Origin of the sequence: Anaerostipes sp. MSJ-23 (assembly GCF_018918155.1) — a bacterium.
GTDB lineage: Bacteria > Bacillota > Clostridia > Lachnospirales > Lachnospiraceae > Anaerostipes.
On record NZ_JAHLPY010000003.1, the window covers coordinates 73,493 to 88,134 of the forward strand.

Consider the following 14,642-nt stretch of genomic DNA (forward strand, 5'->3'; position numbering starts at 1 on the left):
ATTCTAAAACTTTTCTTTTTTTGCAAATTTGATAAAGTGAAATCAGAAAGAAAAACGTAAGAAAAAATTGAAAGGAGATTAAACAATGGATTACAATGCAATGGCTTTAAAAATGCATGAGGAAAACAAAGGAAAGGTTGGAATTATCTCAAAGGTAAAAGTAAAGACAAGAGATGATTTAAGTACAGCATATACACCTGGAGTTGCAGAACCATGCCGAAAGATTCGTGATAATAAAAAAGAAGTTTATCGTTATACAGCAAAGGGAAATCTTGTAGCAGTTGTTTCTGATGGAACAGCGGTTCTTGGCCTTGGAGATATTGGACCAGAAGCAGCGATGCCTGTTATGGAAGGGAAGGCAATTCTTTTTAAAGAGTTTGCTGGGATTGATGCATTTCCTATTTGTCTGGATACAAAAGATACAGAAGAAATTATTGAGACGGTAAAACGTATTGCGCCAGTGTTTGGAGGAATTAATCTGGAGGATATTTCAGCACCAAGATGTTTTGAAATTGAGAAACGATTAAAAGAAGAACTGGATATTCCGGTATTTCATGATGATCAACATGGAACGGCCATTGTTGTTTCTGCAGGACTTTTAAATGCCGTGAAATTTGTTGGAAAGAAAATGGAGGATGTCAAAATTGTTATCAATGGGGCTGGTTCTGCAGGAATTTCAATTTGTAAGCTGCTTTTAGAAATTGGTGTTGGTGATGTTGTTCTTGTAGACCGTCAGGGAGCGTTGGCACCGGGAGAAGAGTGGATGAATCCGGCACAAAAGGAAATGGCAGAAAAAACAAACAAAGAACAAATTCATGGATCACTTGCGGAAGTAATGAAAGGAAAAGATATTTTTGTTGGATTGTCTGCACCTGGAATTGTAACAGCGGAAATGGTAAGCAACATGGCAGACGATGCCATTGTATTTGCAATGGCAAATCCAACACCGGAAATTATGCCAGACGAAGCAAAAAAGGGTGGAGCAAGAGTTGTTGCGACTGGGCGATCTGATTTTCCAAATCAGATCAATAATGTCCTTGTATTTCCAGGAATATTCCGTGGGGCGCTGGACGCGCAGGCAACAGATATTACAGAAGAAATGAAAATTGCAGCTGTCTATGCAATTGCAGATATTATTAGTAAAGAAGAATTAAAGGAAGAGTATATTATTCCAGGAGCTTTCGATGAACGTGTTGCAAAACATGTAGCACAAGCAGTTGCAAAAAAAGCAGTCGAACTTGGAGTTTCAAAATTGTAAAAAATTTTTAGAAGGGAGATAAGGAGCATGGAAAAGGTTTTAAAAAGCGTACAGGCAGCGGGCCTGCCTGGAATGAGAATAGAAAAATTAAAAGAAATAAAAATTATGGGAATGTCTTTGCCGATGTATCTACTTGCAGCAGTTGTTATTTTATATGCTGCAATGACAGGAATTCTTCCAGAAAACATGGTAGGAGCGCTGGCTGTTATGATGATTCTTGGAAGTGCTCTTAATCTGATGGGAAACAAAATTCCTATGATTCGATCCTACTTAGGCGGTGGGGCTGTGTTTTGTATTTTTGCATCTTCTGCACTGGCAACATTTGGAATCCTCCCCAAAGCTGTTGTAGAAAACTGTAAGGATTTTATGAATAATGTTGGATTTCTTGATTTTTATATTGCAGCCCTGATCACAGGGAGTATTCTTGGAATGGACCGTGATCTTTTAAAAAAGGCAGCCGTAAGATTTCTTCCAATCTCATTTTTGTCAATGACATGTGCTGTCTTGATGGCAGGTGTGATGGGAATTATTACCGGACGTGGATTTGGAGAAACCATTCTTTACATCGCACTTCCAATGATGAGTGGAGGCATGGGGGCTGGAGTAATTCCACTTTCTGGTATTTATGCAGGAGCAACTGGTGCAGATAGTGCACAGATCATTTCCCAAATGATTCCAGCCTCTGCTGTTGGAAATGTATTAGCCATCATTTGTGCGGCCTTAATTGCAAAACTTGGAACAGCCATTCCATCCATTAATGGAAACGGACAGTTGATGCCAACAAAAAATGATGGAAAGAAAACAGAGAAAAAAGAACTTGATTTTACAACGATGGGAATGGGATTATTATTTGCTATGATGTTTTTTACAATTGGAACATTGATCAGCAAAATTTTTCCAAGTGTCCATGCATATGCTTTTATGATTATTGTAGTAGTCATCTGCAAAGTTGCGGGAATTGTACCAAAAAAATATGAAGAAGCCGCTGTGCAGTGGAGTCAGTTTGTAATGAAAAATTTTACAAGTGCATTGCTTGCTGGAATTGGAATTGCCCTTCTTGATCTCAAGGTTTTAGGTGCAGCACTAACACCACAGTTTATTCTTATTACAGTCGTTATTATTCTTACCGTAGCTGTCTGTGCCGGTCTGTTTGGAAAATTTGTTGGATTTTACCCAGTTGAAGCATCGATCACAGCTGGTTTATGCACAAACAGTATGGGAGGAACCGGAAACATCGCTGTCCTCTCGGCATCCGACCGCATGGGGTTAATCCCATTTGCACAAATGGCAACAAGACTTGGAGGAGCCATCGTCCTTATCTCAGCCAGCTTCTTAATTGGTATCTTAGGATAATATGCTAGAAATAATTAAAATATAACTATAAGAAATTGCCCCAAGAGAACCATAAGAACACGCTGGTACTTGATAAGCGAGGTGGAGAAACCACCACGCAAATTGCGTAACCATTGCGTGAGAATCTGAGCGAAAGCGAGTTCTCAAGGGCAATTCCTATTGAACCGAAAGTAAAAGAGAATAAGATTTAAAACATCGGATTTGATACATGCATTGTGATCGGAATAATCGATGAAAAGATATAAAAAAATTGCCCCAAGAGAACCATAGGAACACGCTGGTACTTGATAAGCGAGGTGGAGAAACCACCACGCGAATTTAGTAACCATTGCGTGAGAATCTGAGCGAAAGCGAGTTCTCAAGGGCAACTTTTTTATATTTATACTGTAATAATTCCCATTCCTTCTAGGATGGAGAAGATCAGAATCGCTATGATGCAGATCGGAGCGATATATTTGATCATCACAAGGAATAAAGGTTTTCTTTTGAATTTTCCGGAACTTTCTACTTCATTGATAATAGCTTCCGGTTTAATTACATAAGCGACAAAAATGCAGGTTAAAAATGCAGCAATCGGCATTAAAACACTATTACTAATAAAATCAAAGAAATCAAGAAAATCAAATCCAAGAATCTTGATTCCGTTCCAAACTCCGAATCCGAGAGAAGATGGAACAGCCATCAGTAAGGCAATAATAAACATGGTAATACATGCAGTAGATCTCTTCATCTGAAATTTATCCATTAATACAGCAACCAGAGTTTCCAGTAAGGAAATAGAAGAAGTCAAGGCTGCAAGCAATACCAACACAAAAAATACCATAGCAATTCCATTGCTAAAAGACATACTGTCAAATACTTTTGGCAGCATTACAAACATTAAGGATGGTCCTTTTGCCAGCATGGAAGAGTCTCCATTGGAGAATACAAATACAGCAGGTACGATCATCAGTCCTGCAAGGAAAGCAACACCTGTATCAAAACATTCTACTTGTGTTACTGATTGTTCCAAGTCTGATTTCCTTGGCATATAAGATCCAAAGGTAATCATAATTCCCATGGCAAGTGACATCGAATAAAAAAGCTGTCCAAGTGCAGCAAGGAATGTTTTTGGACTTAAATCGCTAAGATTCGGTTTTAAGTAATAAACAACACCAGCCATGGCACCAGGTCTTGTAATACAAAAAACGGAAACCCCGATTAAAAGGATGATCAGTACCGGCATAAGGATTGTGCTGACACGTTCGATTCCGCCTTTTACACCACCGGCTACAACAACGGTTGTAATTACAAGGAAGACAAGAAGACAGATCATAGGTTCCGTTGTTTTTCCAATAAATTCAGTAAAGAATGTATCAGAAGTTGCTTCGTGAATTCTTCCTTGAAGAGAAATTAGCGCATATTTTGTAACCCATCCACCAATGACACAATAATATGGGAAAATAATAAATGGAATAATACTCGTTAAGTAACCGATAAATGTATATTTTTTGCGAAAATGCCCGAATGCATTGATCGCACTTGTACCTGCTTTTCTTCCAAGAGCAACTTCAGTGATCATCAAAGTAAAACCGAAGGTTAAAGTAAGAATCAGGTAGATTAGGAGGAAAGTTCCTCCGCCATATTTTGCCGCTAGATATGGAAATCTCCAAATATTTCCAAGACCTACGGCGGACCCAGCCGTTGCGAGAACAAATCCCAGACGGCTTGAAAATCCATTTCTTTCATTTGACATAAGTTTGATACCTCTTTCATACATATATTTTTAAGGAATACAAAAATCATATGCTTTGGATCCGCCGGAGTTCTTAGATTCCATCATGCATTATATTTTAGATGACGTCTACATCTTCACCGGCCAGAACGGCATTCATATTTCGTACAGAGCACATCTTTCCGCACATAGTGCAGGTATCCTCTCTCTCAGGAGTTGACTCTTCACGATATCTTCTTGCCTTTTCAGGATCAAGAGCAAGTTCGAACTGTTTTTCCCAATCAAGTTTCTGTCTTGCAGCAGCCATCTGATTATCCCAATCCATAGCGCCTTTAACACCTTTTGCGATATCGGCTGCATGTGCTGCAATTTTGGAAGCCATAATTCCTTCTTTTACATCATCAAGGTTTGGAAGACGTAAATGTTCTGCTGGTGTTACATAGCATAAGAAGCTGGCACCAGAAGCAGCAGCGATTGCGCCACCGATGGCAGAAGTAATATGATCATATCCAGGTGCGATATCTGTAACAAGAGGTCCAAGGACATAGAAAGGTGCACCATGGCAAATGGTCTGCTGAATTTTCATGTTTGCCTGGATTTGATCCATTGGCATATGACCTGGACCTTCGATCATAACCTGTACATCTTTTTTCCATGCACGTGCAGTTAATTCTCCTAATGTAACAAGCTCTTCGATCTGAGAAACATCACTGGCATCTGCAAGACATCCAGGACGACATGCATCACCAAGGCTTAAAGTTACATCATATTCATTACAAATATCTAGGATTTCATCATAATATTCGAAGAATGGATTTTCATTTCCTGTTGCTTCCATCCATGCAAAGATTAAAGATCCTCCACGAGAAACGATATTCATTTTACGTTTCATAGCTTTGAAACGATCAGCAGTGTTGCGGTTGATACCACAGTGGATGGTCATAAAGTCTACACCATCTTCTGCATGCATTTTAAATACGTCGATCCATTCACGGGATGTGATTTCTTTTAGTGGTTTGTTATAATAAACAATGGCATCATAAATTGGCACAGTACCAAGGATTGCTGGACATTCATCTACCAGTTTTTTACGAAATACATGAGTATGTCCAAAAGAAGATAAATCCATGATAGCTTCTGCGCCCATATCAACAGCCTGATGTACTTTTTCCATCTCAACGTCCAGATTCAGGCAATCTCTAGATGTACCAAGATTGACATTGATCTTTGTCTTTAAAGAGTTCCCGATACCAAAAGGTTTTAAACATTTGTGGTTTTTATTTGCTGGGATAACAATTGTTCCTGCAGCAACTTCCTTTAAGATATCTTGTACGTCAAGTCCTTCATAGGCAGCGACCGCTTCCATTTCTTTTGTTACAATTCCCTGTCTTGCAGCGTTCATCTGTGTTGTGTATTTCATTACGAAACCTCCAATTCATAGTTTGGGAGACTCTTTGTTTTGATATTCCGATATTTTGTTGAGATAAAAAAAGACAAACCGAAAAAACGATTTGATGCCGCTTTACAGTTCATCTTGTATTCATAGCATCCAAATCCCTACGGCGGCATTATCCGCATCAGGTCGATGGTCGAAGTCTCAAAAAACTTCCTCTCAGCCAAGGCAACGGTGTACCTTTGTTAAGCTCCCATTTTAGTTACGACAATATTGTACCATTGAAGAGTGATGATAGCAATAAAAAAAGATGATATTTTCTTGCTCAATTTGTATCTTTCAATGGTAGAAACGTGCTATAATATCCAGGAAAGGCATAACTTGCAGGGTCAGGCTTGCGAAGTTAGGTGCAGATTGGAGGATCAATTATGCCTGGAATTATTTTGGAAGGCGGTACATTCCGCCCAATTTTTAGCGCTGGAGTTATGGATGCGCTGCTGGATGAAGATATTATGTTTCCATATATGATTGGAGTATCAGCAGGAATCTGCGATGGATTTTCCTATATTTCTAAACAAAAAAAGAGAAATCTTCAGATTTTAATCAATCATAGAAATGACACGAGATATATTGGAAAAGGAAATTTGTTAAAACAAAAAAGTCCATTTGGGCTTGATTTTATTTATGATACGATTCCTAATAAACTGTATCCATTCGATTGGAAAACATTTCATGAATATAAAGGAAGAATTCGGGTTGGAGTGACCAATGCCCGGACTGGACAAGTAGAATATAAAGATGGAAGCAAGCTGGATAAAAAATGTATGATGCTTAGGGCAACCTGTGCAATTCCACTTGTATTTCCAGCGATTAAATTAGATGGACAGCCATATTTTGATGGTGGTCTGGCAGATCCGATTCCGATACGAAAGGCAATTCGGGATGGTAACGAAAAGAATTTGATTGTATTAACAAGACCAAAGGGATATAAAAAGACATTAAGTAAGAGTCATAAATTGGCATCATTTGTGTTAAAGAAAAAATATCCACATTTACCAGAACTTTTGATGAATCGACATATAAGATATAATCAGACGGTTCGGTTTTGTGAAAAATTGGAAAAAGAAGGCAAAGCTGTTATTTTAAGACCAAGTCACTCGATTGAAAGTTTGGAAAAAGATATCGATGTTTTAAGACAAACTTATGATATGGGATATCAGATGACAAAAGAGAATATAAATAGAATAAAGGAATTATTTTAAAAGATAATTCTTCAAAAACTTCACACTGGACGGAATACGTCCAATAAGATATACTTTATATAAATAAGAAAACGCTACATCAGGCGAAGGAGGCATAATATGGCCAAAGTACTAGTTTCAGAAAAATCGTACATAGAAGAATTAGCTGCAAATCAGCCAAGAAATCTGATGGTCATATGTGAACGTCTCTTTCTACCATTTTGCGAGGAAAGTGAACCAAAAGAAATGGCTCAGGAAGTTTCAAATAAACTTCAAGAACATCCGGAGCTTCTTGGGAAAATGCTTCGAAAAGAAGCAATTGAATTATTGATTGATTTGTGGAAACCGCAAGATTCTACAGGAATTTTGATAGAACCTTATATGGAAGAATTACAGCAGCTTTGCTATCTTGGTTTTATTTCTGTAGAAGAAGATGCATTAAGAGTTAATCAGGAAGCAAAGGATATTTTTTTCTTTTCTGTACAAAGTCGTCAAATGAAACAGGATATGGAGAGATATACTGAATGGGAAGAGATTATTTTTGGTATGATGTTTTCTTATGGGATTCTTGATCTTTATGATTGTTATGAGATTTTTGCAGAGGTTGCCACACAACCTGGCACTTACGCGGAATTGGAAGAATTTTTAATGGTGCGTATTGTATTCTGGAGAAGTGGTCTTTTGCTGCGCAATCAGAAAAATAAGCGATTGTTTATGGCAAGTCGGGAAGTTTCCGACAGAAGCCGTATTTTTGATGAATGGAATGAACACAGGGATCTGACGTTTCGAAAGTATACGAGACAGGAATATATTGATCTTGCGGTCGGAAATGGAATTACAGGATGGAATGGAATATCAGAACTGTTTGTTTTTATTTTAGAAAAAATAGAACATGATAGATATCAGGCAATGCTGATTATAAAATCTGTCATATTAGTAATACAAAATGGGGTTACTTATCTGGATGCGATGCTTCAGGTAACAGGATTATTGGAACATGATTCCAGAGAAGATGAAAAAGAACTATGCGAATATGTAAAAAAACTTTTTTATAATATTCCAATTTATGGTCTGAAAGGACATACGAGAGAAGAATTGTTGAGAAAAGAACGTTTCCGAGTGATCGAAGGTGGAAAACAGTAAGGAGGAAATGATGAAACAGTCAACCGTACTGGTAGTAGATGATGAAAAAGAAATTGCAGATTTTATTGAATTATATTTAAAAAATGAAAATTATCAGGTGCACAAATTTTATAATGGAAAAGATGCGTTGGCCTGTGTAGAAAGGGAGAATATCGATCTTGCAATTTTGGATGTTATGCTCCCGGATATTGATGGATTTGAAATTTTAAAACAAATTCGTCTAAAATATACATTTCCGGTGATTATGCTTACAGCCAAAGCAAGTTCTATGGATAAAATTAATGGTCTGACGCTTGGTGCAGATGATTATATTGAGAAACCGTTTGAGCCATTAGAACTGATGGCGCGTGTGAAAGCCCAGTTAAGAAGATTTACAAGATATAATGATGGAACCGGAAGCAGTCAGGATGACACACAGGAAATTTCCGGGTTGATTTTAAACCGTTCCACTCATCAGTGCACTTATGGAGAAGAAGAAGTGACATTGACTCCTTTGGAATTTTCTATTCTATGGATTTTGACAAAAAACAGAGGAAAAGTGATTAGTTCCGAAAGCCTTTTTGAACAGGTATGGAAAGAAAAGTATTTTAAAAATAATAATAATACAGTTATGGTTCATATTCGTCATTTAAGAGAAAAACTTGGAGAAGTTATGGGACATAAAGAATTAATCAAGACAGTCTGGGGAGTTGGTTACAAAGTTGAGGAGTAAATATCGAAGTTTAAAGATAAGGATTATGATCCAGACGATTGGGATTAGCATCATTGTTTCGCTGATCGGCTATTTTGTTTTGGATGTTTTTGTAGACGGTATTTTGCAGAATTCTTTTGCAAAAACAGTTGTTTATTTGTTTCAGAAAATTGGAATGAATGAGATTGATGCAATTGATCTATATCGATTGATTTTTTGGAAGAACAAGTCTTTAATCATTGGAGGAGGTTTTTTAACTCTTATTTTATTTAGCTTTTATCTTGGAATGTCAAAATTTACAACGTATTTGCGGCAGGTAGAAGCAGGAATACAGATGATTCTTGATGAGTCTAATGACAAGATTTCTCTTCCGGAAACTCTTTTTCCAGTAGAAGAGCAATTAAATGAAATTAAAGGGACGATTAAGGAACAAAAAAGAAATGTGGAGGAGACAGAACAGAGAAAAAATGATATTATAGTATATCTGGCGCATGATCTGAAAACTCCGCTGACTTCAGTGATCGCTTATCTGAGCCTTTTGAATGAAGCACCGGATATGCCGGAAGAGCAAAGGGCAAAATATACAAGGATATCTCTTGAGAAGGCAAAACGCCTTGGGGAGTTAATCAATGAATTTTTTGAAATTACGAGATATAATCTTCAAAATATTACTTTAGAAAAGAAGGAGTTCTATCTTTATGTTCTTCTGGAACAGGTGCTTGATTCATTCACTCCTGTTTTTCGGAACAAAGGACTTAAATGTACGATAGAAGTAGATGATCGGATTGTAATTTTTGGAGATCCAGATCGTCTTGCGAGAGTGTTTGAGAATTTGTTGAGAAATGCTGTTTCTTATTGCAATCCGAATTCCAAAATTGAGGTTTATGGAACGATTGAGGAAGATAAGGCAAAGATTCTTGTGAGAAATCAGGGAAAAACCATACCAGATCATCAGCTGAAAAATTTATTTGAAAAATTTTACCGTCTAGATGAGGCGAGATCTTCAGAGACAGGAGGAGCAGGTCTTGGACTTGCCATTGCCAAGGAAATTATTGAGCTTCATGATGGTACGATTAAGGCAGAGAGCCAGGATGGCTATACATCCTTTATTATATGGCTACCGAGAAAGAAGGAGGAAACATGAGAAAAGTACATGTAATAGGACATCGCAACCCAGATACAGATTCTATTTGTTCTGCTCTGGCGTATGCAAACTTAAAAAATGAAGTAAATGGAGGGAGATATGAAGCCTGCCGTGCAGGAAATGTCAATGGGGAAACCCAGTTCGTTTTGGAACAGTTTGGCGTAAAAGCACCAACTTATGTTAACGATATGCGTCCACGTGTGACAGATGTAAACCTTCATGAAATTGAAGGAGTTACAGAGTCTTGTTCAATTAAAGAAGCCGGAGACAAGATGCATGAATTAAAACTGGTATCTCTTCCAGTCCTGGAAGGAAAGAAATTAAAAGGTCTTGTATCTATTAGTGATATCGCTCATGCAGATATGGATGTTTTTGATAACGAAATTTTAGCAAAGGCAAAAACACCATATAAGAATCTTCTATCTACATTAAACGGAAAGATGTTAGTAGGTAATGAAGATGGTGTGATCGAAGACGGAAGACTTACAGTTCTTGCAGCCAGCGTTGAGACAATGACGGAATTTATGAAGAATGATGACATTGTGATTCTGGCAAACCGTCCAGACGCACAGAAAGCAGCAATTGAAAGCGGAGCTCAGCTGATCGTTGCCTGCATGGGAACAGAAGTGGATGCTGAAGTTGTCAAAGCTGCAAAAGAAAAAGGATGCCGCATCATTGCCACAGAATATGATACATTTATTGCAAGTCGTTTGATTTGTCAGTCGATTCCTGTATCCTATGCAATGACAGAGGCAGAAAAAGTTGCAACATTTAGCGTAAATGATTTCATTGATGATGTTAAAGATGAAATGACGAAAAAACGTTTCCGTTATTTTCCTGTTTTAAATGCAGATCATGAATTTGTAGGATTATTATCCAGACGTAGATTACTGGAAATTCAGAAAAAACAGTTAATCTTAGTGGATCATAATGAAGTATCTCAGGCTGTAGAAGGTTTGGAAGAGTGTGATATTCAGGAAATCATTGATCATCATCGTATTGGAGATCTGGAAACAATGTCACCGGTTTACTTTAGAAACCAACCAGTTGGATGTACAGCAACAATTATTACACAAATGTATAGAGAAAATAATGTAGAGATTACAAAACCAATCGCAGGTATGCTTTGCTCAGCAATTCTTTCTGATACGTTAATGTTCCGTTCACCAACATGTACACCAGTAGATGAACAGATCGCAAATGAACTTGCAAAGATTGCAGGTATCGAAATTGAGGATTTTGCTCAGCAGATGTTCCGCGCGGGAAGTGATCTGAAAGGCAAAGCTGCTGATGAAATTTTCTATCAGGATTACAAGAAATTTACAGCAGCAGATGTTACTTTCGGTGTTGGACAGATTACATCATTAGATCAGTCTGAATTGGAAGAAATCAAAGATAAGATTTTACCATATATGGAATCTGTAAGAGAAGAACAGAAATTAAATATGGTATTCTTTATGCTTACAAATATTTTGGAAGAGACAACCTATCTGGCAATGACAGGAGATAACAGTCAGAGTACCATCGAACAGGCATTTGAGACAGAGGTCAATGGAAATGTTGCGGTACTGCCAGGTGTCATGTCTAGAAAGAAACAGTTAATTCCGAATGTATTGAATGTTATTCAGGAGTAATTTTGCAGTCATTCCCCATATGATATGCTTGTCATATCGATAAAAGCATACTTCATAACTGCCTTTTGCCCATGGGTAGTTTTTCCCGCCGGGGATTTCTTCAAATGGAAAATCTTCCCGCGGAGAAATGGAAATGTCGTTATAATAAAAAGAAGGTTTTGTTTCTTGAAAAAAAGAAAGAGGAACGGTAAAGACAGAATCGACTTCATCGGTACTGTATTGTCCATTGTAATGGAATAATTCTCCAAGAAATGGTTCAATCCTCGCTTTTGCAGGGGACAGGAAATAATCGAGGGCACCATAGAGCTTCAGGTCACAATCGTTGATCAGAAGCTCTTCTTTTGTTTCACGAATGGCCGTTTCCATAGTAGATTCTCCATGTTCACGTTTTCCTCCGGGAAAACAGATTTCACCGGGTTGATGCCTTAATTTGCTGGAACGTACTTCGAATAAGATATGATAGCCATCCTGCTTTTTGATGAGTGGGATCATAACTGCAGATACTCGTTCTTTTTCTTCTTCAATTCGTTTTGGGATACGCTGCTTTAAATATTCAAACATAAAATTTCTCCTGGGATTTCTAAATTTGTTTATAGTTATGTGATTTTGGCTTTCATTATAAAGAAAATCTGTAAAAAGTCAATGAAAGGAAAAAATAGATTCGGGTTGTGAAATCTGGGAATATGATGTATTCTAATCAGGCAGACAATAAAAATAGGAGGTGAAAGAAATGAGTGGAAGAAATGATAAGGAACTTGGAGATATCACTCTGCTTGGAAATCAGAAAACAAAGTATCCAGATGATTATGCACCGGAGGTTCTGGAAACGTTTCCAAACAAACATCCGGACAATGATTATTTTGTGAAATTTAATGCACCGGAATTTACTAGTTTATGTCCAATTACAGGGCAGCCAGACTTCGCAACGATTTATATTTCCTATGTCCCAGGAGAAAGAATGGTGGAAAGTAAGTCTTTGAAACTTTATTTATATAGTTTTAGAAATCATGGGGATTTCCATGAGGACTGTATGAACATCATCATGAAGGATCTGATCCGTTTGATAGATCCAAAATATATTGAAGTATGGGGAAAATTCACTCCAAGAGGAGGAATCTCCATTGACCCGTACTGTAATTATGGAAAACCAGGAACAAAGTGGGAAGAAGTGGCATGGAATCGTTTGTCAAACCATGATCTTTATCCGGAAAAAATTGACAATCGTTAAATAAATGATAGGAGTTCATTCTCAAATAAAGGAGGGAAAATCAATGTTTCGTAAAATGTGGAAAGGATTTTTATGCAGTGCACTTGCTGTATCTATGATGTGCGGAGGCAGTGCTTTGACAAAGGCAGCACAGAAGGTTAAAACTTCGAAGAGTCCAGTAACGGCATTACTTTTGCAAGATAAGAAATCTGTTGACCAAGCAGAAAAAGATAAAAATGATGCAACAAGAAAGAACTGGATTTCAGGAAATGCAGAAAAAGGAATGACTGTCCAGGTTAATACAGCAAAAACAGGATATCTTTATGTTAATTATATAAGTCAAGATGCACAAGGAAAAGAACAGGAGGCAACGGTTTCTATTTATAAAGGAAAGACGGCATCTGGAAAAGCACTGGTATCTCAGACAAATGCAGCCGGAACAATTAGTACACCGCAAGAAGTTGCAAAAGGAACTTATACAGTTTCTATCAAAGTGGCAGCAGGAAAGGCATATGTTTATCCATATTACTATACAACACAGGATATTGGAATGACATCTACTCAGAAAGTTGTTAGAGGAAATGGAAAAACAATGTATCAGTCTTTTAAAGTTTCAAAGAAAAGACAGTCTGTATCGATTGTTGCAGCAAATGCAGGAAAAGCTTATGTACAGATGAAATCTGGAAAGAAATGGGTGAGAGTATCAGATGATAATACCTATGCGGCAAAAGGAACAAAGGGATATTATGCGTTTAACCCTGGAAGTTATCGTTTTGTTATGAAACCAAAAACAAAAGATGTTGTTACTTTTTGGATGAATCAGAAAAGTTATACAGCTTCTAAAGCTACATCAAAGAAAAAGGCGCAATTAATGAAGCCAGGGCAGACCGTGACAAATGTACTTACAGCATCAGACAAAAAAGGAACTACGAACTTTTATAAAATTAATCTAACAAAGAGTAAAGTTGTAAAAGTTGATTTTTCGCTGTATCAGACAAAAGGAAAAGCAAGAGTTGTACTTTATGGACCAGGAAATGAAAATTATGAAAAAATCGTTTCAGGATCTAAGGTTGTTTCTCTTTCATCAGATCCGATGCCTTTAGAAAAGGGAACCTATTATCTTGGAATAGAAAAACAGACTCAAAATACAAGTTTCCAATATACGATCAAATATGTAAAGTAAGAAATCGTTAAGAGAAGTTTATACTTTCTTTAGAAAAGTTTATGGAGAGTATATTGAATCAGGAGAGGATTTTGATATACTAAAGACATAGTTTTTCATATATATTTTTTAATCCTCTCTTTTCATTTTGAACCCCGCAGGTAATGCGGGGTTCCTTTTTGCAAAAATGTTTTGTTTATGTGTGATTAAGAGAAGTTTATATTTTTTTTAGAAATGTTTACACATATTATATTGAATCGGAATAAGATTCTGATATACTAAAAACATAGTTTTTCATATATATTTTTTAATCCTCTCTTTTTGAAACAGCTTCGCATTTTGCAAGGCTGTTTTTTTGTTCAATAAAAATTTTTATCAAATATTTTTAAAATAATACCAAGAAGAGGTTGACGTGGCGTGGAAAACATGATACACTCGATACGCTAGACTTTAGCGTTGGAAGAAGGTCTTTTTTTTATGCCTTATTTTATTAATTAACTTATAATCATAATGGAGGTGGAAGTTGTGCGCACACGAGTAACATTAGAATGTACAGAATGTAAACAGCGTAATTATAACATGACTAAGGATAAGAAAACTCATCCGGAACGCATGGAAACAAAGAAATACTGCAAATTCTGTAAAACACACACATTACACAAAGAAACAAAATAGTTCACGGTAATAAGCTTTAAGGAAGTG

At 37.0% G+C, this 14,642-nt stretch carries 13 protein-coding genes and 1 riboswitch; of the genes, 10 read left to right on the forward strand and 3 right to left on the reverse strand.

Annotated features, from left to right (window positions below):
• Positions 1-85: 85 nt before the first annotated feature.
• Together KQI71_RS03990 and KQI71_RS03995 are read left to right on the forward strand one after the other, a co-directional pair.
• Complete coding sequence (locus KQI71_RS03990; RefSeq protein WP_216434319.1) at positions 86-1,258, forward strand: NAD(P)-dependent malic enzyme; 1,173 nt, start codon at positions 86-88, stop codon at positions 1,256-1,258.
• Between the two features lie 27 nt (positions 1,259-1,285).
• Positions 1,286-2,611 (forward strand): 2-hydroxycarboxylate transporter family protein, encoded by a 1,326-nt coding sequence (locus tag KQI71_RS03995; RefSeq protein WP_253287920.1) that lies wholly within the window; start codon positions 1,286-1,288, stop codon positions 2,609-2,611.
• Positions 2,612-2,990: 379 nt separating this feature from the next.
• On the opposite strand, the gene KQI71_RS04000 is transcribed toward KQI71_RS03995, so the two are convergent.
• The gene (locus KQI71_RS04000; protein ID WP_216434321.1) at positions 2,991-4,346 is read right to left on the reverse strand and encodes a sodium-dependent transporter; all 1,356 of its coding nucleotides are present in this window, start codon (positions 4,344-4,346) and stop codon (positions 2,991-2,993) included.
• A 97-nt stretch (positions 4,347-4,443) separates the two neighbouring features.
• Positions 4,444-5,745, reverse strand: coding sequence for a phosphomethylpyrimidine synthase ThiC (thiC, locus tag KQI71_RS04005; RefSeq protein ID WP_216434323.1), 1,302 nt, complete (start codon positions 5,743-5,745; stop codon positions 4,444-4,446).
• Positions 5,746-5,862: 117 nt separating this feature from the next.
• Positions 5,863-5,985, reverse strand: a riboswitch (TPP riboswitch).
• Between the two features lie 161 nt (positions 5,986-6,146).
• On the opposite strand from thiC, the gene KQI71_RS04010 reads away from it, so the two are divergent.
• From KQI71_RS04010 to KQI71_RS04030, 5 genes are all read left to right on the forward strand, one after another.
• Positions 6,147-6,980 (forward strand): patatin-like phospholipase family protein, encoded by an 834-nt coding sequence (locus KQI71_RS04010; RefSeq protein ID WP_216434325.1) that lies wholly within the window; start codon positions 6,147-6,149, stop codon positions 6,978-6,980.
• 99 nt (positions 6,981-7,079) lie between these two features.
• Complete coding sequence (locus KQI71_RS04015; RefSeq protein ID WP_216434327.1) at positions 7,080-8,102, forward strand: hypothetical protein; 1,023 nt, start codon at positions 7,080-7,082, stop codon at positions 8,100-8,102.
• 10 nt (positions 8,103-8,112) lie between these two features.
• Positions 8,113-8,814 (forward strand): VanR-ABDEGLN family response regulator transcription factor, encoded by a 702-nt coding sequence (gene vanR / locus KQI71_RS04020; protein ID WP_216434329.1) that lies wholly within the window; start codon positions 8,113-8,115, stop codon positions 8,812-8,814.
• 25 nt (positions 8,815-8,839) lie between these two features.
• Positions 8,840-9,937, forward strand: a complete 1,098-nt coding sequence (locus KQI71_RS04025; protein WP_216434331.1) for a sensor histidine kinase — start codon at positions 8,840-8,842, stop codon at positions 9,935-9,937.
• Positions 9,934-11,571, forward strand: coding sequence for a putative manganese-dependent inorganic diphosphatase (locus KQI71_RS04030; protein WP_216434333.1), 1,638 nt, complete (start codon positions 9,934-9,936; stop codon positions 11,569-11,571). Before KQI71_RS04025 ends, KQI71_RS04030 begins: the two co-directional genes overlap by 4 nt.
• Here the strand turns inward: KQI71_RS04030 and KQI71_RS04035 are convergent.
• A complete protein-coding gene (locus tag KQI71_RS04035; protein WP_216434335.1) occupies positions 11,536-12,132 on the reverse strand; it encodes an NUDIX hydrolase in 597 nt (198 codons plus the stop codon). The genes KQI71_RS04030 and KQI71_RS04035 overlap by 36 nt on opposite strands.
• Positions 12,133-12,301: 169 nt before the next feature.
• Here KQI71_RS04035 and queF point away from each other — a divergent pair, with 169 nt between their 5' ends.
• The 3 genes from queF (at position 12,302) to rpmG (ending at position 14,615) form a co-directional block, all read left to right on the forward strand.
• Complete coding sequence (queF, locus tag KQI71_RS04040; protein WP_216434337.1) at positions 12,302-12,799, forward strand: preQ(1) synthase; 498 nt, start codon at positions 12,302-12,304, stop codon at positions 12,797-12,799.
• Between the two features lie 43 nt (positions 12,800-12,842).
• Positions 12,843-13,961, forward strand: a complete 1,119-nt coding sequence (locus tag KQI71_RS04045; protein ID WP_216434338.1) for a hypothetical protein — start codon at positions 12,843-12,845, stop codon at positions 13,959-13,961.
• A gap of 489 nt (positions 13,962-14,450) precedes the next feature.
• Positions 14,451-14,615: a 50S ribosomal protein L33 gene (gene rpmG / locus KQI71_RS04050; RefSeq protein WP_179976028.1), complete on the forward strand. Its 165-nt coding sequence runs from the start codon at positions 14,451-14,453 to the stop codon at positions 14,613-14,615.
• The last annotated feature ends 27 nt before the right edge of the window (positions 14,616-14,642 follow it).